This window comes from Aliiglaciecola sp. CAU 1673 (assembly GCF_029223185.1).
GTDB lineage: Bacteria > Pseudomonadota > Gammaproteobacteria > Enterobacterales > Alteromonadaceae > Bowmanella.
The window spans coordinates 129281-150522 of the sequence record NZ_JARHUG010000004.1; the positions used below are offsets into that span (position 1 = coordinate 129281).

The window sequence follows — 21242 nt, forward strand, 5'->3', positions numbered from 1 at the left end:
ATCACGACCGTTGCAAAGCGGCAACAAATTCTGGCAGTTGTACCGGGTCGTTGAACAACAGTATCCGCCTTGTATCCAGCCCCTGCAGCAAGGCATCAAAACGTGCTTGCTGGTTCGCTCCATCTAATAAGCGAATAGCGAAGCCAAGTACCTGTTGCGGATATCGGCGCAGCATCTGTGCGTAAACTTCTGGATCTTGTTCGCCGCTGTCACCAATTAGAATGAAGTGGCGCTGGGGGAAGCGCTGCAAGATAGATTCGATCTGCGCCGGCTTGGTTTCTTTGCCGGATTTGAACAGATTAAAAAAATCGGTATCCCGAAAGCGGACATTTTTTAGTGCGTAGCTGGCCGGGGGAAGCATGGACTGCTGGCGAAAGGCTTCCAGCACAGGATACAACTGCCAGGGACTGGATGAAACAAAATGAAACTGCAGGCCCAACTGGGCCAATTGCCGATAGGCTTCTGGCATACCCGGCACGGCTTGAAACGGCTGATAAAAGGTATTATTCATTAATGCCGCACGATTTGTAACTTCAGTGATTTTCACCGTGTCGTCGATATCGCTGATTATCGACGTCCCCAAAGGCGCCAGTAATCGCACACGACCAAAGAATTGCCGCTTATCATCAGGCGCAGTCAGCAGATGGAATGACAGATAGCCTTCACTTGCGCATTGGGCAACTTCATAGGCCGGAATGGTCAACATGCTTTGAAAGTGACCATTTGGCGCCGACGCAGCCAATGGCAAATCTTTGTTGCAAAGCCTAATCCAGAAGCTCTTTCCCCTTTCATTGTCGGCAAACAACAGATTGATTCGCTCAGAAAAAATGGGCTCGATCTCGGCCGTCAGACGCAGCTGATACTTCCCCTCAAGCAAGCTTGCCGCCAGTGCTTTGCGGGCCACGCTTTGAGGATTCTGGTAGACCCAACCGTGAATCGGGATCTGCCACTGATCTCTGTTGGCATCAAAGCTGGCATCGGAAGGAAAAAACACGACGGTCTCGTCTTCGCTTAGGGGAAACGACGGAACATCGGCAGCCTGGAGATTAAATAGGCTGAGCAGTCCCGGAAACCCAGAAGCGATCGTCCAACCCGAAAAGCGACGACTCATATTACGCACTCTCCTTCTGCTTCGTTACCCTAGTGCTGCCGATTTTATAGCGACCGATTTTCTACTACTTATTCTTTGTGAAGAACTGGATTTATACACCAGGTACAACAGCGCACAATAGGCGCAACGCAACCTGTCATACTTCAGATTTTAGGCTTTTTGGGAAAGCAGGATGAACCATGAACAGGTATCAACAGCTCACCTCTGAATTTCATCACGCTGTTAAAAAACAAAGTACAATAGCGCCAAATTGGGCTTAGATAATTGGTTTTGGACCACAGTCCCTTGTTAGTTGCCAAAATGCCAGAACGCCAAAAATATAACCACGAGATAGAATGCGAAAACAACAAGATTGGACGCCGAACTATCGCTTTGAGGCGCTGCTTGTGTGAAGCCTGACTCGTCTTTGATTTTGTCAAAATCGAAGGTTGCAACTGAAAGAGGATTGCCAGTATACAACTTAACCTCTATGGCCCCTGCGCCCATTGCTAGCTCTCTGAAAGCCCTATTCTCAATCATTGTAAGGCCCCCTTCTGTTTTCTCCATTGGATGAACAATGACCCTGGGCCTTGGACGCAACGACTTGATTTTGCTTAATTGTTTAAAAGCATGTTGAAGTAATTTTTCGCCCACGTAAAAGTCAGAAAGTAACACCCTTGGATGAGAAAAGGGGTTAACCGCCACCTCATTAGGCCTCAGAACCTGGCTGGCTTTCTTGCCAATTCCTGTGATTGATTTGGCTCCGTTCTCAGCAGTCTGAATAACGACGATAGGTAAATCATCAAAGCTCTCATTGTTCGAAACATCGGTTACCTTGATTCTGTTCTCCCAAATCTGCACATATAACACTGAAGCGAAACGAGAGAGAATTCGATTTAACATCCGATGTTTCCTTTAGCGACTAACAACTTATTATACCGACCATACAAGGTCTTGTTCCTTGCAGTTACTTTACCTTGCAAGGCCAAACAGTCCAATGTCTGTATCACGGTCTGAGACTTTCAAAAACGCACCTATTCGCGCCCTTTGTGGTCAAAGGATGGAATCAGCACCCAAAAGGCCCAAGTAGTAAAATACACCCTTTAAAATCTCCGTGCTCTCTGTGTCTCTGTGGTGAAAAACCAGCAATCAAAAAGCAAAACGCCAGCCCAAGGGCTGGCGTTTCAACAATTTAAAGCAACGCGGTGATGCGCTTCGGCTTAGTATTCCCACCAGCCCTGTTGCCACCAGGCCAGGAATTCTTCGAAGTCGATATGACCGTCATTGTTTTCATCGATCATGGCGAAGGCTTCTTCTACCACTTTGACCTTGGTCTTAGGGGATAAGGCGGTAAGTAGTTCAATAAACTCACCCAAATCGATCATGCCATTATGATCGGTATCGAAAAAATCAAATTCCTTACGAACCTCAGCCACTTGGCTTTCGCTCAATACTTGTTCAGACATACTGCATCCTACGGTGAAGGCAAATTTCCTAGGCCCCCAGTTTACTCTCAGGGGCCTGGTTGTCTAGCCTGAACTGACTTAGTTGACGGCTTGCCCGGCTTTGGCAGCCTGATCTTTGGCGCGGCGATCGGCCTGTTTCATCTGACGACGTTTAACCATGGCCTTATGGGCGTCGCTGCCCACATGCTCTTCGTTACGCTCTTTGGCCAGGCGAACCTGCTTTTCACGCTCACGGAAGCGGGCAATTTGCTCGTCGCTATGGGTGCCATGGCACTTAGGACAGCTAACGCCCTGCTCAAACAGCGGGCTTTGCTTATCTTCATCGGTAATCGGCAGACGACAGGCATAGCACTGGTCAAAGTCGCCACGCTGTAAATCGTGATTGACCGCCACGCGGTTATCAAACACAAAGCAGTCCCCTTGCCACAGGCTCTGCTCTTTAGGCACTTCTTCCAGGTACTTCAAAATGCCGCCTTCGAGGTGATAAACCTCTTCAAAACCCTGCTCTTTTAGATAGGCAGTGGATTTCTCACAGCGAATGCCGCCGGTGCAGAACATGGCCACTTTCTTATGCTTGGCCGGGTCCAGGTTCTCGGCCACATATTGTGGGAATTCACGGAATGTCTTGGTATTGGGATTGATGGCATGCTTAAAGGTACCAATTTCAATCTCGTAGTCGTTGCGGGTATCCACCACCACGACCTCGGGATCACTAATTAACGCATTCCATTCGCTGGGTTTGACATAGGTACCCACTACACGGCGAGGATCGATACCTTCCACGCCCATGGTAACGATTTCTTTTTTCAGCTTGACCTTGGTGCGATGAAAAGGCTGTTCTTTGTCGTATGAAATTTTAAAACTGATGGGGTTAAGGCGCTCGTCGGTATTCAACCAATCCAGCAAAGCTTTGATACCCTCTTCGGTACCGGAGACGGTACCGTTGATCCCTTCTTTGGCCAGCAACAAGGTACCTTTAATACCTTGGGCTTCCATTTCATTTAACAGGGGTTGGCGCAGGGCCTCAAAATTATCCAGGGTGACGAATTTGTACAGAGCACAAACGACAAAAGATGACATCAGATTTTCCTCTATGCGATCTGGAACGTAAAACCAGAGCAAAACACCAGACAGGCGTTAACCTGCCAATTCGGCGCGCATTCTAATCCAATCCCATAAAATTTTTAAGGCTTTGTCAGGTTTTGGGGCAGAAAAATCTCGGCCAGCATACAGCGCACGCTGCCACCGCCGATGGTTTCAATGGTAGGGATATCCAGTGGCACCAGTTGGCCGAACTGCTCTAACTGGGCTTTTTGTTCATCGCTAAATGCTGCAAAGGCTGAAGAGGACATCAGGATCAGCGCCTCGCCCTTGTCATTCTGCACTTCCAGCACATTGCCGCAAAAGGCATGCAGCTGCGCTTCACTGATTTCAATGATCTGGTGGGTTGCAGAGATGGCCTTTTTCACACGTTTTTGATCACCCGGTACGATGACATCGGTGCATATAATGGCAAAGTGTTTGCCTACAGCCATCATTACATTGGTGTGGTACACGCTTTGGCTATTTTGCATGCGGGTATCGAAGGCTTCAGCCCGCAGGTTGCGATGGGCACAGAAGGTTTCCAGCACATCGGCATGACAGCGCTGGGATAAGGCGGCGTAAACTATGCCATTGACCCTGTCGAGCACCATGGCGCCGGTGCCTTCCAGATAATGCTCGTCCTGGGCGTTATCCCGGCAATCCCAAACCGACTGGATATTAAAGCCTGCCCCGGTCAGACACTGACGCAGTCGCTGTGGCTGTACTTCCATACGACGGTTTTCCACCGCCATCGGATAGAGCACTAATTCGCCATCATCATGGGTACTAAACCAGTTATTGGGAAACACCGCATCCGGGGTTTTCGGACCGTCTTTTTCCACTGGCAACGTCAGGATATTCACCCCCAATGCGCACAGTTTTTCCACCATAGCGTCGAATTCGGCCATGGCCAGGGTGCGGATTTCCTGGGTTTTCAAATCCAGATGCTGCTGAAAGCTATTGTCCTCGCCGGTTTGCTCGTTAAACGCAAAATGTACTGGCGGCACCATCAGTAGGGTCGAGGTGGTTTGCTGTGCTGCTGTCATACGATGCCTTTGGCCTTTTCGAATAAACGATAAAAGTTATCAGTGGTGATTTTAGCCAGCTCTTCCACCTGAATACCCTTGAGTTTGGCAATAAACTCACCCACTTCTTTCACATAAGCCGGCTCATTCGGCTTACCGCGATAAGGCACCGGCGCCAGCCACGGGGAGTCGGTTTCAATCAGTAAACGCTCCAAGGGTAAGGCTTTGACCACCTCCTGAAGCTCTTTGGCACCGTTAAAAGTCACAATACCGGAGATGGAAATATAAAAATCCATAGCCATAGCAGCCTGGGCCATTTCCAGGGTTTCGGTGAAGCAGTGCAGCACGCCTTTGGTATGGGCGGCTTTATGGGCTTTAAGCAAGGCAATGGTGTCTTCGCGGGCATCGCGGGTATGAATAATTAATGGCTTGCTAAGCTCGTTGGCGGCCTTGATATGGTCGATAAAAGAGGCATGCTGCAAGGCTTTGGAGTCGGCACTGTAGAAATAATCCAGCCCCGTTTCGCCGATGGCTACCACCTTGGGATGGGCGGCTTTGTCCAGCAGTTCCTGATAATCGCAGCGATCTTCCTGATGCAGCGGATGCACGCCGCAGGAGAGTGACACATCATCAAAGCTTGCCACCGTATCGGCCATGGCATCAAACTCACGTACCGATACGCAAACACAGAGGAAATGCTCAACGCCGCGCTCACGAGCCCGTTCTACCGCCCTATTCAGCTCGGCTTGGGACAAATCCAGCCTGTCTAAGTGGCAATGGGAATCGACAAACACTAAACACTCCTACTCGAAATACCGGCTAGCTGACTTAACAGCCCGCTAAGCAACAATGCTTTATTAATACCAGGATGGGTTAATTGCTTACTGGCCACCAAACTTGCTTGATACAAGGGCCACCACTGGTTGAATTGCGGCCCTGGGGGCTTGCTTTGACTTAACAGCCAATGCTGTAACCAATGCACAAAACGTGCAGCCTGCTCCTGCCAATGACCGGCCACCTGCACCGCGCTGGTACTCCCCTGGCGAAGCCCATCTAGCGCCGTAATAAAATCCTGGTACCCTAAGCCCGCTTCAGCATTGGCCATTTGCCTTAGAATCAGGGGAGAGGCGTAATACATCTCCAGCAAGGCAGGCTCAGCCACAATCTGCTCAGACGCCAGCCAGCGGCCACAATCGGCCTTGTCGGGCTGTGGCAACAGCAGCTTTTCACAGCGGCTTAAAATAGTCGGCAATAAGCGGTGTGGCTTGGCACTGGTCAGGATCAGATAAGTTTGCCTGGTAGGCTCTTCCAGGGTTTTTAGCAGCGCATTGGCTGCTGATTCCGTCATGCTATCGGCTTGATGGATAATCAACGCTTTGGCACCGGATAGCTGCGCGGTGCCCTGCAGCTTTTCGATGGCCTGGCGGATATCGTCCACCCCAATCTGCTTCTCGCTTTGCACCTGATGAAAATCCGGATGGGAGCCGGCAGCAAACAAAAGACAGGCCTGGCACTGACCACAGCCTCTTTGTCCCGGGGTTTTGCATAGCAAGGCCTGGGCTAACTGCACAGCCAGGTCGGCTTTACCTAAGCCCTCAGGCCCCAGCAGCAACATACCGTGATGGCACTTTTGCGCGTCCATACGCGAAAGCATCTGGCCCAGGAAAGTGTCAAACCAGGGATAACAGGCTTTCAGCTGAACTTTCAGCTGGGCTTGTGGCTGCGTATTCATCGCAAAAACTCATCCACAATGGCGATAATATCCTCTTGCACCTTGTCCATGGACTGCGCGGCATCGACGATGCGAATGTGCTTGTCACCATTGGCCAGCGCCAGGTACTTGGCGCGGGTGCGTTCGAAGAAACCAAGATTCTCTTGTTCAATCCTATCCAGTGCGCCGCGCCCTCTGGCGCGCGCTAATCCCAGCGCAGGATCAATATCCAGATAGAGGGTCAAATCCGGGGTAAAACCTTTTAAGCTGATGGCGCGAATGGCATCCAGCAGACTGTCGGACAGCTGTCTGCCGCCCCCCTGATAGGCACGGGAAGAAAGATCGTGACGATCGCCAATTACCCATTTGCCTTGGGCCAAACCGGGCTTAATCACATTCTCCAATAGCTGGCAGCGCGCGGCATACATCAGCAACAATTCAGCCTCGATGGTGACCTTTTCGTCCCAGGGCTGCTTCACACATTCACGAATGGCTTCGGCCATGGGCGTGCCGCCCGGCTCGCGGGTACAGACCACCTGATGGCCGGCAGCGGCGATATGTTGTCTTACCACCTCGATGGCGCTGCTTTTACCGGCGCCTTCCAGGCCCTCGATGACTATAAATTTACCGCTCATGCCTCTCTCTTTCCCAGGGCCAATGCCATTATCGTTTCAGCTGGTATTGTCTCACCGCCTTGTTGTGATCATCAAGGTTGGTGGAAAACACATGGGTGCCGTCATTTCGCGCCACGAAGTAAAGTTCATCACTTTGCAGGGGGTGTAGCGCCGCTTCCAGGGAAGCCACTCCCACCATGGCAATAGGCGTTGGCGGCAGGCCTTTGATCACATAAGTGTTATAGGGGGTGGGCTCTTTCAGATCTTTGCTGCGAATATCTCCGTCAAAGGCCTCGCCCATGCCGTAGATCACCGTGGGGTCGGTTTGCAGACGCATATTCTTACGCAGCCGGTTCACAAACACCGCGGCGATCCTTGCCCGCTCCTCAGGTACCGCTGTTTCCTTTTCGATAATGGAGGCCATGATCAGCGCTTCGTAGGGCGAGTTATAGGGTAAATCGCTTTCTCTGCCCTGCCAGCTTGCCTCTAAGGCTTGCTGCAGGCGTTCGTAAGCCTGTTTGACAATGACTTCAGCCTTGGTCCCATTACGAAAATGGTAGGTATCAGGCATCAACCAACCTTCCAGGTTTTGTCCCTCTGGCTGCCACTGGGCAAGCAGGGATTCAGTGGATAGGGTGCTGGCATCTAAATGCGGATGTTGGCGAAGACGCTCCAGCCAGTCTTGCCAGCGCAGACCTTCAATCAACGGAATCGCAAAAAGCTTCTCTCGCCCCTCAACCAACATCTGAAGCAGCTCTGAAGGCCGCATACCGGGACTGATTTCATAGGTGCCGGCCTTGATATTGGCCAACTGTGGCTGGCTTTTTATTAGCAGCTTCATGGGCCACTGTTGTGCTATCCAGCCGTGCTTCTGGAGTCGTTTTAGCAGTTGATGGGCGTTTTCCCCTTTTTCCAGGGTAAAAAGCGTTTTTGCGTCAACACTCAGGGGCTTTTGAATTTCCTTGGTCCAATACTGATATCCAAAAAAAGCACTAAGGGCGGCAATAAAAATAAGGCTGACCAGTACTAACAGGCCAATTCGAATCGCTTTAGGCAAAAGTCCACTGCTCCTGAAACTGCTTGGCAAGCTTCACATCATATTCTGTATTGTCGAACTGCCGCACCGGCACTATTCCCATCAGGCTATTGCAGATAAACAAGCTGTCGGCCTGATGTACCCCTTGCACTTTCATGCGTACTTGTTCCACCTTGTGTCCGGCTTCGGAAAATTGCTGCAGCAGGTATTGGCGCATCACCCCTTCAACCCCGGCATAACGAAGATCCGGGGTAAACCAGCGCCCATGGCTGCGCCAAAACAGATTAGCGGCAGAGCTTTCAACCAGCATCTCATCGGTGTCACAGACCAGGGCATCATCCCAATCACGTTTAACCAGATCTTGCTTTATCAGCACCTGCTCCAATCGATTCAGATGTTTTATTCCAGCCAAAAGCGGCTGTTTGGCCAAGCGCACCGGGCTTAACCCCAATACCACGCCATGAGCACGCCACTTGGCATAATGCACAGGCAAGCTATGCAGACTCAAGGCCCAATTGGGCTGACAAGGTTTGGGCGGCGTATAGCCCCTGCCCCCTTCTCCACGGCTGATCCAGACCTTAAGCACCCCGTGGTTGGCTTGCATGCAGTAATCCTGCACATGCTGCTCAAGGACCTGCCAGTCATCAAAGGCAATATCCAGTCTTTTCAGACCGCTTTGCAGACGTACTTTATGCAAAGGCCAAAGCTGCGGCTGTCCTTCGGCAATACGAACAGTGCTGAACAAACCGTCACCATACTGTAGTGCCCTGTCAGACACCGACAGGCTGTTGCTAACTTTGCCGTTGATAATGGGATCCATGGGTGCCAATAAAAACAAAAAAGCCTGGTATACCAGGCTTTTTAACAGTTGTTAAGTTATTAAGAACGCTTAAACAATAGGGAGCCGTTTGTACCGCCAAAGCCGAAGGAGTTACACAGACTGAACTCCATCTTCACATCGCGGGCGGTATGGGGCACAAAATCCAAATCACAGCCTTCGCCCGGATTTTCCAGATTGATAGTCGGCGGGATGGCCTGGTCGCGCAAGGCAAGTACGGAGAAGATGGCTTCCACCGCACCGGCAGCACCCAGTAAGTGACCGGTCATAGACTTGGTGGAACTGACCGGTACCTTATAGGCCTGGGCACCGAACACGGATTTAACCGCCGTGGCCTCGGCCAAATCGCCTGCTGGCGTTGAGGTGCCATGGGCATTGATGTAACCCACTTGTTCCAGGTTGATTTTGGCATCCTGGATAGCATTACGCATGGCGGCTGCAGCACCTGAGCCATCTTCCGGTGGTGAGGTCATATGGTAGGCGTCGCCACTCATACCAAAACCGACCAGTTCGGCGTAGATTTTGGCGCCACGGGCTTTGGCATGCTCGTAATCTTCGAGCATCATTACACCGGCGCCTTCGCCCATGACAAAGCCGTCACGATCTCTATCCCAGGGGCGGCTGGCCGCTTTAGGGTCGTCATTACGGGAAGACAGGGCTCGAGCCGCAGCAAAGCCCCCCAGTCCCAATGGTGTAATTGAAGCTTCTGCGCCACCGGCCAGCATGGCATCGGCATCACCATAGGCAATGGTACGTGCAGCCACACCGATATTGTGCACACCCGTTGTACAGGCGGTGACGATATTCAGGTTAGGACCTTTAAGCCCTTCCATAATGGACAAGAAACCGGAAATCATATTGGTGATGGTCGAGGGCACAAAAAAAGGCGAAATTTTGCGTGGGCCACCAGAGAGTAACTTACTGTGGTTCTCTTCAATCAGCCCCAGGCCGCCAATGCCTGAGCCGATGGCGACACCGATGCGACCGGCATTTTGCTCATTCACCTGTATACCTGAATCTGCCAAGGCTTGTTTACCTGCGGCAATACCATACTGGATGAAGAGATCCATTTTTTTGGTCTCTTTTTTGGGTACATACTGCTCAACATCAAAACCTTTTACTGCACCGGCAAAACGGGTGGAAAACTGACTGACGTCAAAGGAATCGATATTGCCAATGCCGCTCTCACCGGCAAGCAAGGCTTTCCAGGTGGAATCAACATCAAGTCCCAGTGGCGATAGCATGCCAAGACCAGTTACAACAACACGACGTTTCGACACAATGGCCTCCGCGAGGAATAATTAATAGGCAGGAAAAGAAACGGCTCCATAAAGAGCCGTTTAAGTTCTGCTAATTCAACTTTTCAAACCGGATTAATAACAACCCGAGCGAAATCAAGCGAGTGCTTGATTTTGCCGCCAATTAGGCGTCTTTGTGGGCGTTGATATAATCGATGGCAGATTGAACTGTAGTGATTTTTTCAGCTTCTTCGTCTGGAATTTCGGTATCGAATTCTTCTTCCAGCGCCATCACCAGCTCTACAGTGTCCAGAGAATCTGCACCCAGATCATCAACGAAGGACGCTTCAGGCTTGACTTCTTCCTCTTTCACGCCCAATTGTTCTACGATGATTTTTATTACGCGTTCTTCGATGTTGCTCATAATTCTAGTTTTCCCTTATTAGTGAGGCTAGATGTAAATTTGCGAGTAGTGTATTCAGCAACTTCAGGCCTTGCAAGCAAGACCATCAAGTTTTTCTCTGGTCAAACCACAATCTAGCACAGTTTTTCAACAATAAAAATTTTTCAACTTTTCACTTCATATCTTCGTCTGTTCAACGAAGATAGCGACATAATTACTAAAGCCTGATCCAAATCAGGCCATCAACATACCACCGTTCACATGCAGTGTTTCACCGGTGATATAGGCCGCGCCATCGGAGGCCAGGAAAGCCACTGCCGCAGCAATTTCCTTGGGATCGCCCAGCCTGTTGGCCGGAATATCCTTGAAAATGGCTTCGCGCTGCTCGTCGGTCAGGGCTTTGGTCATATCGGTATCGATAAAGCCAGGCGCGACCACGTTGACAGTGATGCCACGAGAAGCCACTTCACGAGCCAGGGACTTGGAAAAGCCAATTAGTCCGGCTTTCGCCGCTGCATAGTTGGCCTGTCCGGGGTTACCGGAGCTGCCCACCACCGAACCGATGGTGATAATACGGCCATAACGCTTTTTCATCATACTGCGCAGCATGGCTTTTGACAGACGGAATACGGAGGTCAGGTTAGTGTCCAGAATGCTCTGCCACTCGTCGTCTTTCATGCGCATCAACAGGTTATCGCGGGTAATCCCGGCGTTGTTCACCAGAATGTCAATATCACCGAAGGTGGCTTTGATTTCATCCAGACAGGCTTCCATCTGCGCCACATCGGTCACATTCAGCACCCGACCGGCACCATGTTCACCCAGATAATCACTGATCGCCTGGGCCCCATTTTCAGAGGTAGCGGTACCAATTACTTTGGCGCCCTGCTCTGCCAGCATTTGCGCGATGGCTTTACCTATGCCTCTGCTTGCGCCGGTCACCAGAGCGACTTTGCCGTTGAAATTTGTCATTTACTCACCTTTTTCCATAAAAGATTGCAAAGATGCCGGGGTATTGATGGCATCCGCATTTAAATTCTTATCAATGCGCTTAATCAGACCACTTAGCACCTTACCTGGCCCCACTTCCATCACCTCTGTGATGCCCATGGAAGCCATTTTCTCGATACTTTGTGTCCAGCGAACCGGACTATAGAGCTGACGAACCAAAGCATCCTTGATCTGAGTGGCATCATTGTTCATGGCCACATCAACATTGTTAATCACCGGGATGACAGGTTGATTAAATTGGATATCAGCCAGTGCTTTGGCCAGTTTGTCGGCTGCAGGTTTCATCAGCGCACAGTGCGACGGCACACTTACCGGCAACGGCAAGGCGCGCTTGGCACCGGCGGCTTTACAGGCTTCACCGGCGCGCTCCACAGCGTCTTTATTACCGGCAATGACCACCTGACCAGGGGAATTAAAGTTAACCGCAGAGACCACTTGCCCTTGTGCGGCACTTTCGCAGGCGGCAATCACCTTATCATCATCAAGGCCAATAATGGCAGACATGGCGCCAACGCCCATAGGCACGGCTTCCTGCATTAGCTGACCGCGCAGCTCAACCAGTTTCACCGCATCCACAAAATTCATCACACCAGCGCAAACCAAAGCAGAGTATTCTCCGAGGCTGTGCCCGGCCAGCACTTGGGGTTGCGCTGCGCCTTGGGCCTGACATAAACGCCATAGGGCAACGCTGGCAGCTAACAACGCAGGTTGGGTTCTGTGAGTCGCATTCAGCTCAGCCTCAGGCCCCTGCTGAACCAACTGCCACAGGTCGTAACCCAGGGCTTCGCCTGCCTCATCAAATGTTTGTTTAATGATGGGGAATGTCTCGGCCAACTCAGAAAGCATACCCACACTTTGCGAGCCTTGACCGGGAAATACAAACGCCAAATTCGCCATTATTGTTCTCCTGTTAGATGTTCTTTTGTTATTGAGGAGCGAATGGGATAGAAGAAAAACAGAATAATAGCAGCCATTGCCAAAACAAAAGGCCCGGCCAGATCAATTGGGCCGGCCTTTGTTTTCTATAAGGCTTTATTCGCTCCGTTATAGAGAGTTAGTAGCGCACCAGGGCTGAGGCCCAGGCAAAGCCGCCGCCAAAGGCTTCAAGCAGCAGATTTTGCCCGCGCTGAATGCGTCCGTCACGGATGGCTGTGTCCAGTGCTGTTGGCACTGTGGCTGCCGAGGTATTGCCAAAGTGTTGTAAGGTCAGCACCACCCTTTCCATGGGCATATCCAGCTTCTTGGCCGTGGCTTTGATAATGCGGAAATTGGCCTGGTGAGGAACCAGCCAATCCAAATCGGATTTTTGCATATTGTTAGCGGCCAGGGTCTGCTCAACCACTTCGCTGAGTTTGGTTACCGCTACTTTAAAGACTTCATTGCCTTTCATGACGCCCCAGTTTTCATGCACCGACTCGGCCACGCCGCGGGTCGGGTTGCCCACGTACAGCAAATCGCCAAAGGAGCCGGCAGAATGGATATGGGTGGAAAGGATGCCGGGCTCTTCGCTGGCTTCAATAATAGTGGCCCCAGCGGCATCGCCAAACAGAATAACCATGGTGCGATCAAATGGCGCAACCAGACGAGTTAAGCAATCGGAGCCGACGATCAGAATACGTTTGCACATACCGGTCTTGATGTACTGGTCGGCCACACTCAGGGCAAAGCAATAACCAGCGCAAGCCGCCGCCACATCAAATGCAGGAATTCCGTCAAGATCCAATAATTTCTGGATATCACAGGCGGCACTGGGGAGGGCTTTTTCATGGCTGGTGGTGGCACAGATAATCATATCCAGGCTTTTAGGATCGATATCAGCCGCTTCAATGGCTTTTCTGGCAGCTTCAGCGCCCATGGTCGCGACAGTCTCGTCGGCGCCGATAATACGTCTTTCTTTAATGCCAGTGCGATCGGTGATCCATTCGTCATTGGTCTCCACCATTTGCTCTAAATCGGCATTGGTGCGCACTTGGCTTGGGTAATAACTCCCGGTGCCTATAATTCTCGAATACATGGGTTAAGGCCTTTCCATTAGAAGTTTTTCTATTCGGTGCTTTATTTTGGTTGGAACCTGCCTGGAAACCTCTTGCGTGGCCTCTCGGATGGCGTATAAAAATCCCTCAGAGGAGGCATTTCCATGGCTCTTTACAACAATTCCGCGCAATCCTATCAGACTCGCTCCGTTGTACTGGTCGGGGTTCACCCTGCCATAGATCTTCCGCAGTATGGGAAGCGCCATGCGCGCCATCAGCTTTGACAGCAAATTCTGCTGCGACACCCGTTTTACTTCGTTAATGATAAGCTTACCCAAGCCCTCACAAGCTTTCAGGGCAATATTGCCAACAAAACCGTCGGTAACCACCACATCGGCCTTGTCGGTGAAAATATCATTGCCTTCTATATAACCGATGTAGTTAATACTGGGGACAGCGCTAAGTAACTGTGCCGTATTCTTGACCTGGTCATTGCCTTTGATCTGCTCTTCACCCACGTTAAGCAGTGCGACCCGGGGTTTGTCGATGCCTTCTACGGACTCCGCCATGACCGAGCCCATCACCGCATATTGGAATAAAATTTCAGAATCGCAGCTGACATTGGCACCGAGATCCAGCAAAAAAACTTTTTTATGACTGGTGGTGGGTAATGAAGATATCAGCGCGGGACGATCGATGCCGGGTAAGGTTTTGAGCACGTAATAGGCCATGGCCAGCAGGGCACCGGTATTACCGGCACTGACACAGGCATCCGCATCACCTTCTTCCACTAACTCCAACGCTTTACGCATCGAAGAATGGGATTTATTGCGAAGGGCTGAACTGGGTTTTTCACTCATGCCCACCACTTGATCGGTATGCACAATTTGCATGCGTTTAAGTGGGGCATTGGGATAACGTTGCAGCTCTGCCGCCAGCATGTGCTGATCGCCACAAAGCAACAATTTAAGATTTGGGTTTTCTTTTACCGCAAGAATTGCAGCTTCAATAGTAACAGGGGGGCCATTATCGCCCCCCATCATATCTAACGCTATGGTTAGATTGGACAAAGTCTATCCGCCAACCCGAGGGTTACAGAGAAATGACTTTTTTGCCCTTGTAGAAACCGTCTGCTGTGACGTGATGACGACGATGCGTCTCGCCTGAGGTGGAATCTACAGACAAAGTTGCCGCAGTCAGGGCGTCATGTGAACGACGCATGCCACGCTTAGAACGGGTTTTACGATTCTGTTGTACCGCCATTACCTACTCCTGCTCTCGCTTAAGTTCTTTCAACACCGCAAAGGGGTTTGGACGCTCAACGGCCGGTTCAATCTCTCCAAAACTCATTTCGTCACTATTTCGCTTGCAATCTTCTTCTGCGTGGAAGGCTACAATAGGCAGTGCCAAAATCAGCTCATCTTCGAAAAGCTGGAGGAGATCGATTTCTCCATGGTCATTAACCTCGACCGGTTCGTAAGCTTCCGGTAGTTCATCAATATCTTCTTCGGCTTTGACGGGGCAGAAGCTGAAGGAGACGTCCAAAGAATGAACAAAGGACTCATTACATCTCTGACAGATAAGCGATACTGTGGTGGACAAGTTGCCTTCGAAGAAAACCAGTCCCTGCGCGTCTTTATCGAACCGGAGTTCAACGTTGACTTCGTCGTCCACTGCAGCCACTACTTGCTGCAACCGTTCCATATCTGATGTCATCATCACACCCCTGAAATAAGAGCGTTTGATAGCATTTTTGATAGGATCGAGCTGCTTGGGCAGTTTCACTTTCTGCATAGGGCGCGCATGATATAGCCACTTAGGCCTTGAGTCAAAGAAATTCTATAGCGCCAGGCCCTATAACGCCTTGAATCTGGGTGATTATAGGCCTCCGCCATGGTTTTTAAACAAACCATGCAAAAATACGATTGAAACGACTTTTTCTGAAGCCTCATCAGTCAGCAGGCTTTTATCCTCTTCAAATCTATCGATAAAATGACCCCATGATATCGTCGAGACCTTGCCATGGAATTGATTCTTGCCTCTACCTCCCCTTTTCGACGCGAGCTATTAAGCCGTTTGGGAATACCATTTAGATGTGTATCTCCAGAGGTGGATGAAACTGCAAAAGAGAAGGAACCTGCAGATCAGTTGGTTGCCCGGTTGGCAAGACTCAAGGCCGAAGCCGTGGCAGCAAGAGTATCCGGCGCATTGGTTATAGGCTCTGATCAAGTGGCCGAGCTAAACGGGCAAATCTTCGGCAAACCTCATACTCATGAAAATGCGCTGCGACAGTTACGCCTTGCCAGTGGCAATACTGTGCAGTTTCATACCGGACTCTGTGTGATGGATACCACAAGCGGCGTGCAACAAATTTTAGTAGAGCCCTTTGAGGTCACCTTTCGCCCATTGACCGAACAGCAAATAGAACAGTACTTGCTGCGTGAGCAGCCTTATCAATGTGCGGGCAGCTTTAAAAGTGAAGGGCTGGGGATCTGCCTGTTTGAAAAAATGCAGGGACGTGATCCCAATAGCTTGATTGGCTTACCTTTGATGGGGTTAGTCGACCTGCTGGCGCGCTTCGGTGTCGATCCTCTAACCCAGTAAATAGGCTTGCAGTTCGGTCAGCGAATCGGCAATGGTTAAAGGACTATGGGCGGCGAGTCTGGCCTCTTCATGGACGCCATGACTCATTGCAATACGATCCATTTTAAGTTGTTCGGCCATCTGCATATCGTATGTGGTATCGCCAATCATCACCGCATGCCGGGCATCAATCCCGGTCTCCAGCAAGATCTCCGATAACATCTGAGGATGTGGCTTAGAAGCAGTTTCATCGCCACAACGGGATGTCACAAAGTAATGGCCGGTAGCCGTTTCCTGCCATACCCGATGTAAGCCGCGTCGCGCCTTACCGGTCGCCACCGCCATCAAGACCCCTTTGCTTTTGAGGTTATCCAGCAGATCATAAGCGCCTGCGAACATGGGTGTTGGGGTGCTATCCCGCTCCACATATTCTTCACGGTAACAATCCAACAACAAAGCGGCTTGAGTCTCTGAAAGTGCACCGAATAATCTGACCATCGCCGGCTGCAAACTGATACCGATAATATCCTTTACCGCTGCTTCTGAAGGCACAGGCAAGCCTGCGCGACGGGCAGAAGTTTGCATAGCAGAAACGATACGTGCACCGGAATCCATCAAGGTTCCGTCCCAATCGAAGATGACCAACTTATGCATGGCTGAGATTTTTCAGTACCTGGGAGAGCTGCGGATCTAACGGCGCGATCAATGTTTGTCTCTCACCGGTTTTGGGGTGCATAAATGACAAACTGTAGGCATGCAAAAACAGTCGGTGTAATCCTTTTTCCTGCATAGCAAGGTTAAAAACCTCGTCGTTGTACTTATCATCGCCGCCGATGCAATGACCGGCATACTGGCAATGCACACGAATTTGATGAGTACGCCCGGTCACCGGAAAGGCTTCAACCAAAGTGGCCTGCTCAAAGCTTTGTAACACGCGGTAGCGGGTTTCCGATTCCTTACCGTCTTCAGCCACCGAGACCATGCGCTCGCCTGATTTAAGAATGTTTTTTCTTAATGCAGCTTTGACTTTATTGCGGCTGGCGGGCCAGTGTCCACTCACCAATGCGTGGTAGCGCTTGTCGACCTGCTTTTCACGTAATTGTTCATGCAGAGACTTTAATGCTGAGCGGCGTTTAGCGACCAACAGGCAGCCGGAGGTATCACGATCTAATCGATGAACCAGTTCCAAGAACTTTTGTTCTGGACGCAGGGCGCGCAAAGCCTCAATCACCCCGAAGCTCAGGCCACTACCACCATGAACGGCCATGCCTGACGGTTTATTGATGGCAATCAGTTGGTCGTCTTCAAACAGGATATATTGCTCAAGGTTTGCCACCTTATTGAGCTTCACCGAAGGCAATTCCTGCGGCTCAGCCACCTTCACCGGTGGAATCCTGACCTCGTCATGAGCCTGTAGTTTGTAGTCGGGCTTTACCCGTTTTTTGTTGACCCGTACTTCACCCTTGCGTAAAACACGATAAATCAGACTCTTCGGCACACCTTTAAGGAAAGTGCGCAAAAAGTTATCGATACGCTGCCCTTCAAGTTCAGGATCGACTTGTACAAGCTGTACTTTTGTTGGATTGGTCTCTGTCATAGTGGCGTCATTCTACCTCAAAGCCAGCCTGTGAGGGCGAGATTTTTCTTCACTTTTACGCCATTTATTGGGTTTTAAAGCCCATTCGCCAATAAAGTCATCAACAAGGTTGAATTGGCAGGCTTTCACAGCCAGTTTACCTTGCCTGTTTGCGAGATTTGGTGCGATAATCCAACCAGCTGCTTTTTATGGCTTTTTAAGTGCCCTAAGAAGGAGCCAAAAAATTATGATGCATGGGCCTGAACGCGAGACGGTTTGAGTTACCTCCCGATCTGCGACTGCACCAGCCACGAAGAGTGTAAAAGTTCGTGATGACAGGTACAGCAGAGCCACAGCATCCTCAATTATTTTCAAAAGATTGCTATCGAAGCACAGATAAAGACCAGTTTGAAATCTGCATGGCCAGGTGCCGTGCAGATGTAAAAATTAGTATTTAAAAAATGTAAACGTTGTATATGGCGCAGCCATCCCTAGGCAAGCCTACAGTCGGGAGACTGCAGAATGCTCACCGCAAACCTGGTGGCGCTCTGTCCGTCGATAGTGATCGATATGTTTATCGAGTCACAATATGAAAAGAATGTTGATCAACGCAACTCAGCATGAAGAGTTGCGTGTGGCCCTAGTAGATGGCCAAAAACTCTACGATCTGGATATCGAAAGTCCAGGACACGAACAGAAAAAAGCCAATATCTATAAAGGTAAAATCACGAGGGTAGAGCCCAGCTTAGAAGCGGCCTTCGTAGATTACGGCGCTGACCGCCACGGCTTCCTCCCCCTCAAAGAAATCGCCCGCACCTACTTTCCCAAAGGATACAACTTCGAAGGCCGTCCCAATATCAAAGACGCCATTAAGGAAGGTCAGGAAGTTATTGTTCAGATAGATAAAGAAGAACGTGGTCAAAAAGGCGCGGCCTTAACCACTTTTATCAGTCTGGCCGGCAGTTATCTGGTGTTGATGCCCAATAATCCCCGTGCAGGTGGCATTTCCCGTCGTATTGAGGGTGACGAGCGCACTGAACTCAAGAGCGCCCTGAATCAGTTGAGCCTGCCTGACGGCATGGGCCTGATTGTACGCACCGCCGGTGTGGGTAAATCTTATGAAGAGCTGGAATGGGACTTAGGGGTACTACTGACCCATTGGCAGGCCATTGAAGAAGCCTCCAAAACCCGCCCTGCCCCTTTCCTGATCCATCAGGAAAGCAATGTAATCGTGCGCTCCATTCGTGACTATCTGCGTCGCGATATCGGCGAGATCCTGATTGATGATACCGAGATTTTTGATCTCGCTAAGCAGCATATTGATCTTATTCGCCCCGATTTTGCCAGCCGCGTAAAGCTTTACAAGGGTGATGTTCCCCTGTTCAGCCATTACCAGATTGAGACTCAGATCGAATCCGCCTTCCAGCGCGAAGTAAGATTGCCCTCTGGTGGCTCTATCGTAATCGATCAGACCGAAGCGCTGACCTCTATCGATATTAACTCCGCCAGGGCGACCAAAGGCGGTGACATCGAAGAAACGGCACTTAACACCAACCTTGAAGCTGCCGATGAAATTGCCCGTCAATTGCGTCTGCGTGACCTAGGTGGCCTGTTGGTTATCGACTTTATTGATATGACCCCGGTACGTCATCAGCGCGAAGTAGAAAAACGCCTGGCCGATGCCGTACGTCATGACAGAGCCCGTGTGCAACTTGGCCGCATTTCCCGCTTTGGTCTGTTGGAAATGTCTCGTCAACGTCTGCGTCCTTCTCTGGGTGAGTCTGCTCACCATGTGTGCCCTCGTTGTAACGGCCATGGCACAGTGCGTGGAACAGAATCGTTGGCCCTTTCCGTGCTGCGTATCATGGAAGAAGAGGCAATTAAAGAGCATACCAACCTGGTCGAAGCACAGGTACCAGTCAGTGTTGCTACATATTTACTGAATGAAAAACGCCGCGCGGTACGCAGTATCGAAGAACGCCATGGTGTGAGATTGCTGGTTCTGCCCAATCCCAATATGGAAACGCCGGCCTATCGGGTAACCCGCCACAAGCTGGATGACGAACAATTCGAAGTCAGCTACCAGGTTAGCCTGGATGAAAAAGCGGAAGATAACAGTGTACGCAATGTTGTAGAGCCTACGCCAAGAGAAGTGCCAGTTCTGCAGACGTTGGCCACGCCAGCCAAGGCCGCACCTGTAGCGAAAGAGGTCGTTCAGGGGCCATCTTTGTTTGCACGTATCGGTAACTGGCTGGGCGACCTGTTTAAGCAGGAAGAAGAAAAACCGAAGAAGGCCTCTTCAGAGCGCCAGCAGTCTTCACGTCGTAAGCCTCGCCATGAACAAGGTGGTCGCGGACGTCGCAGCGAGGGAAATCGCGATAACAGAGCCGAAGGCGCCCGTGAAGATGCACGCCGTGAAGACGGACGCAGAGCTGACAGTTCGCGTGGCCGTGGCGATCGCCGTCCTCGTAGCCAAGACAAGCGTCAGGATCAGGGCCGCAATGAAATACGCGAGGATCAGCGTACTGACCGCAAAGACACTCGTGGCGATCGCCAAAAGCCAAGGCGTGAAGAAACGGAGTCCATGGACAGAAATGAGGGCGAACAACAAGCCGGCGCCCGTCAGGAGCAAACGGCGCAAAGACGCCAGCGCCGTGATCGTCGCCGCAGTGTACGCGTTCAGGATACCAATGCAGTAGAAACTGCTCAGGCTGTAAACGCGGCGGAAGACACGACTGCTGAGCGTCATCCAACCCCTGCACCTGTGAAATCGGTAGCCGACGAAAATCTTCCGTCAGACGTGGTCAGCACTGAGAGTGACAATCAGGAAGATGAAAACACCGGCTCAACTAGCCGCAACCGCAGCCGCCGTTCTCCTCGTCATATTCGTGCTGCTGGTCAGAAGCGTCGCCGCGAGCAGGAAGAGGAAAATGTGGAAGCTAACACCAACCAGCAGGACCAACTTGCGCTGGATGTTAGCGATGAGCAGCCTGTTGAGGTGTCTGTAAAGTCATCACAAGAAGCCGAGTCCATTCAGACCGAGACCATTCAGACCGAGACAACTCAGCCTGAGTTGGTACAGGATGAACCAGCATCGGCCGAGGTGGTAGCTAAAGAAGTGGCGGAAGAGCAATCCGAAGCCCCCCAGGACGAAGAGAGCCAACCTAAACGCAGACGCCGCACCAAAGCCCCACAACAAGTGGAAATCGCCTTGGATGAAGCAGCTTCAGACGAGAAAAAAGAGCCCCAGGGTGACGAGCAGGTTGCTGTAACCGCCGAATCTGCACCTGTCAAAGCAGAAACGGTAAAAGCTGAAGCCCCTAAACAGAAGCTAAGCGTTTCAGAAGTGCAGTTCAAAGGGCCTGTGTTCCGCTTTATCAATCACCCCATGGCTAAGCCTGTTAGCCTGAATGATGAGTTTAGCGATATTCAGATCAGCTCCATTGATATTGCCCAACGCCCAGCCCTGAAGATTTCGGGCAAGGCTGCTGCGGCACAAAGCTACAGCCGTCAGGTAGAAGCACCGGCGACTAAGCCACAAAGTCTGGCATAAAAGCCAAGTCACTAAAAAGGCCGCTATATCGCGGCCTTTTTT

General features: G+C 50.8%; 22 protein-coding genes. 2 read left to right on the forward strand and 20 right to left on the reverse strand.

Annotated elements, in window-relative coordinates; translation table 11 throughout:
• Window position 1: 1 nt before the first annotated feature.
• The 18 genes from P2G88_RS05140 to yceD all read right to left on the reverse strand — a co-directional run bounded on the left by P2G88_RS05140 (window position 2) and on the right by yceD (window position 15282).
• A complete protein-coding gene (locus P2G88_RS05140; protein WP_275794651.1) occupies window positions 2–1111 on the reverse strand; it encodes a phosphatase domain-containing protein in 1110 nt (369 codons plus the stop codon).
• A 288-nt stretch (window positions 1112–1399) separates the two neighbouring features.
• Complete coding sequence (locus P2G88_RS05145) at window positions 1400–1993, reverse strand: rod shape-determining protein (RefSeq protein ID WP_275794653.1); 594 nt, start codon at window positions 1991–1993, stop codon at window positions 1400–1402.
• 317 nt (window positions 1994–2310) lie between these two features.
• Window positions 2311–2556, reverse strand: a complete 246-nt coding sequence (locus P2G88_RS05150) for an EF-hand domain-containing protein (RefSeq protein WP_275794654.1) — start codon at window positions 2554–2556, stop codon at window positions 2311–2313.
• A gap of 78 nt (window positions 2557–2634) precedes the next feature.
• Window positions 2635–3636 carry a rhodanese-related sulfurtransferase gene (locus P2G88_RS05155; protein WP_275794655.1) on the reverse strand — a complete coding sequence of 334 codons (1002 nt, stop codon included), beginning with the start codon at window positions 3634–3636 and terminating at the stop codon, window positions 2635–2637.
• Between the two features lie 104 nt (window positions 3637–3740).
• Window positions 3741–4685: an arginine deiminase-related protein gene (locus tag P2G88_RS05160; RefSeq protein ID WP_275794656.1), complete on the reverse strand. Its 945-nt coding sequence runs from the start codon at window positions 4683–4685 to the stop codon at window positions 3741–3743.
• The gene (locus P2G88_RS05165) at window positions 4682–5458 is read right to left on the reverse strand and encodes a TatD family hydrolase (protein WP_275794657.1); all 777 of its coding nucleotides are present in this window, start codon (window positions 5456–5458) and stop codon (window positions 4682–4684) included. The genes P2G88_RS05160 and P2G88_RS05165 overlap by 4 nt, the downstream gene beginning before the upstream one ends.
• A complete protein-coding gene (gene holB, locus P2G88_RS05170; protein ID WP_275794658.1) occupies window positions 5458–6396 on the reverse strand; it encodes a DNA polymerase III subunit delta' in 939 nt (312 codons plus the stop codon). Before holB ends, P2G88_RS05165 begins: the two co-directional genes overlap by 1 nt.
• Window positions 6393–7010, reverse strand: a complete 618-nt coding sequence (gene tmk / locus P2G88_RS05175) for a dTMP kinase (RefSeq protein WP_275794659.1) — start codon at window positions 7008–7010, stop codon at window positions 6393–6395. The genes holB and tmk overlap by 4 nt, the downstream gene beginning before the upstream one ends.
• Window positions 7011–7038: 28 nt before the next feature.
• Window positions 7039–8046 (reverse strand): endolytic transglycosylase MltG, encoded by a 1008-nt coding sequence (mltG, locus tag P2G88_RS05180; protein WP_275794660.1) that lies wholly within the window; start codon window positions 8044–8046, stop codon window positions 7039–7041.
• Complete coding sequence (gene pabC, locus P2G88_RS05185) at window positions 8039–8845, reverse strand: aminodeoxychorismate lyase (protein WP_275794661.1); 807 nt, start codon at window positions 8843–8845, stop codon at window positions 8039–8041. The genes mltG and pabC overlap by 8 nt, the downstream gene beginning before the upstream one ends.
• Window positions 8846–8904: 59 nt before the next feature.
• Window positions 8905–10143: a beta-ketoacyl-ACP synthase II gene (fabF, locus tag P2G88_RS05190; RefSeq protein WP_275794662.1), complete on the reverse strand. Its 1239-nt coding sequence runs from the start codon at window positions 10141–10143 to the stop codon at window positions 8905–8907.
• 142 nt (window positions 10144–10285) lie between these two features.
• Window positions 10286–10525, reverse strand: a complete 240-nt coding sequence (acpP, locus tag P2G88_RS05195) for an acyl carrier protein (protein ID WP_102795318.1) — start codon at window positions 10523–10525, stop codon at window positions 10286–10288.
• A gap of 213 nt (window positions 10526–10738) precedes the next feature.
• A complete protein-coding gene (gene fabG / locus P2G88_RS05200; RefSeq protein ID WP_275794663.1) occupies window positions 10739–11476 on the reverse strand; it encodes a 3-oxoacyl-ACP reductase FabG in 738 nt (245 codons plus the stop codon).
• Entirely contained in the window at window positions 11477–12412 is a 936-nt protein-coding gene (gene fabD, locus P2G88_RS05205) for an ACP S-malonyltransferase (RefSeq protein WP_275794665.1), read from the reverse strand. It lies immediately after the preceding gene.
• 157 nt (window positions 12413–12569) lie between these two features.
• Window positions 12570–13529: a beta-ketoacyl-ACP synthase III gene (locus tag P2G88_RS05210; RefSeq protein WP_275794666.1), complete on the reverse strand. Its 960-nt coding sequence runs from the start codon at window positions 13527–13529 to the stop codon at window positions 12570–12572.
• 3 nt (window positions 13530–13532) lie between these two features.
• Window positions 13533–14558 carry a phosphate acyltransferase PlsX gene (gene plsX, locus P2G88_RS05215; RefSeq protein ID WP_275794668.1) on the reverse strand — a complete coding sequence of 342 codons (1026 nt, stop codon included), beginning with the start codon at window positions 14556–14558 and terminating at the stop codon, window positions 13533–13535.
• A 22-nt stretch (window positions 14559–14580) separates the two neighbouring features.
• Complete coding sequence (gene rpmF / locus P2G88_RS05220) at window positions 14581–14751, reverse strand: 50S ribosomal protein L32 (RefSeq protein ID WP_275794669.1); 171 nt, start codon at window positions 14749–14751, stop codon at window positions 14581–14583.
• Window positions 14752–14754: 3 nt separating this feature from the next.
• A complete protein-coding gene (yceD, locus tag P2G88_RS05225; protein WP_275794670.1) occupies window positions 14755–15282 on the reverse strand; it encodes a 23S rRNA accumulation protein YceD in 528 nt (175 codons plus the stop codon).
• 228 nt (window positions 15283–15510) lie between these two features.
• Here yceD and P2G88_RS05230 point away from each other — a divergent pair, with 228 nt between their 5' ends.
• Window positions 15511–16092 carry a Maf family protein gene (locus P2G88_RS05230; RefSeq protein ID WP_275794672.1) on the forward strand — a complete coding sequence of 194 codons (582 nt, stop codon included), beginning with the start codon at window positions 15511–15513 and terminating at the stop codon, window positions 16090–16092.
• Here the strand turns inward: P2G88_RS05230 and P2G88_RS05235 are convergent.
• Window positions 16081–16725 carry an HAD-IA family hydrolase gene (locus P2G88_RS05235; RefSeq protein ID WP_275794673.1) on the reverse strand — a complete coding sequence of 215 codons (645 nt, stop codon included), beginning with the start codon at window positions 16723–16725 and terminating at the stop codon, window positions 16081–16083. The two genes, P2G88_RS05230 and P2G88_RS05235, sit on opposite strands and share 12 nt — an antisense overlap.
• Complete coding sequence (rluC, locus tag P2G88_RS05240) at window positions 16718–17668, reverse strand: 23S rRNA pseudouridine(955/2504/2580) synthase RluC (RefSeq protein ID WP_275794674.1); 951 nt, start codon at window positions 17666–17668, stop codon at window positions 16718–16720. The genes P2G88_RS05235 and rluC overlap by 8 nt, the downstream gene beginning before the upstream one ends.
• 568 nt (window positions 17669–18236) lie before the next feature.
• On the opposite strand from rluC, the gene rne reads away from it, so the two are divergent.
• Complete coding sequence (gene rne, locus P2G88_RS05245) at window positions 18237–21200, forward strand: ribonuclease E (RefSeq protein WP_275794675.1); 2964 nt, start codon at window positions 18237–18239, stop codon at window positions 21198–21200.
• Window positions 21201–21242 lie beyond the last annotated feature (42 nt).

Bases quoted from the DNA above. Each gene is read 5' to 3' on its own strand.
- P2G88_RS05140 (WP_275794651.1), bottom strand. From the start codon at position 1,111: ATGAGTCGTCGCTTTTCGGGTTGGACGATCGCTTCTGGGTTTCCGGGA.
- P2G88_RS05145 (WP_275794653.1), bottom strand. From the start codon at position 1,993: ATGTTAAATCGAATTCTCTCTCGTTTCGCTTCAGTGTTATATGTGCAG.
- P2G88_RS05150 (WP_275794654.1), bottom strand. From the start codon at position 2,556: ATGTCTGAACAAGTATTGAGCGAAAGCCAAGTGGCTGAGGTTCGTAAG.
- P2G88_RS05155 (WP_275794655.1), bottom strand. From the start codon at position 3,636: ATGTCATCTTTTGTCGTTTGTGCTCTGTACAAATTCGTCACCCTGGAT.
- P2G88_RS05160 (WP_275794656.1), bottom strand. From the start codon at position 4,685: ATGACAGCAGCACAGCAAACCACCTCGACCCTACTGATGGTGCCGCCA.
- holB (WP_275794658.1), bottom strand. From the start codon at position 6,396: ATGAATACGCAGCCACAAGCCCAGCTGAAAGTTCAGCTGAAAGCCTGT.
- tmk (WP_275794659.1), bottom strand. From the start codon at position 7,010: ATGAGCGGTAAATTTATAGTCATCGAGGGCCTGGAAGGCGCCGGTAAA.
- pabC (WP_275794661.1), bottom strand. From the start codon at position 8,845: ATGGATCCCATTATCAACGGCAAAGTTAGCAACAGCCTGTCGGTGTCT.
- acpP (WP_102795318.1), bottom strand. From the start codon at position 10,525: ATGAGCAACATCGAAGAACGCGTAATAAAAATCATCGTAGAACAATTG.
- fabG (WP_275794663.1), bottom strand. From the start codon at position 11,476: ATGACAAATTTCAACGGCAAAGTCGCTCTGGTGACCGGCGCAAGCAGA.
- fabD (WP_275794665.1), bottom strand. From the start codon at position 12,412: ATGGCGAATTTGGCGTTTGTATTTCCCGGTCAAGGCTCGCAAAGTGTG.
- P2G88_RS05210 (WP_275794666.1), bottom strand. From the start codon at position 13,529: ATGTATTCGAGAATTATAGGCACCGGGAGTTATTACCCAAGCCAAGTG.
- rpmF (WP_275794669.1), bottom strand. From the start codon at position 14,751: ATGGCGGTACAACAGAATCGTAAAACCCGTTCTAAGCGTGGCATGCGT.
- yceD (WP_275794670.1), bottom strand. From the start codon at position 15,282: ATGCAGAAAGTGAAACTGCCCAAGCAGCTCGATCCTATCAAAAATGCT.
- P2G88_RS05230 (WP_275794672.1), top strand. From the start codon at position 15,511: ATGGAATTGATTCTTGCCTCTACCTCCCCTTTTCGACGCGAGCTATTA.
- P2G88_RS05235 (WP_275794673.1), bottom strand. From the start codon at position 16,725: ATGCATAAGTTGGTCATCTTCGATTGGGACGGAACCTTGATGGATTCC.
- rluC (WP_275794674.1), bottom strand. From the start codon at position 17,668: ATGACAGAGACCAATCCAACAAAAGTACAGCTTGTACAAGTCGATCCT.
- rne (WP_275794675.1), top strand. From the start codon at position 18,237: ATGAAAAGAATGTTGATCAACGCAACTCAGCATGAAGAGTTGCGTGTG.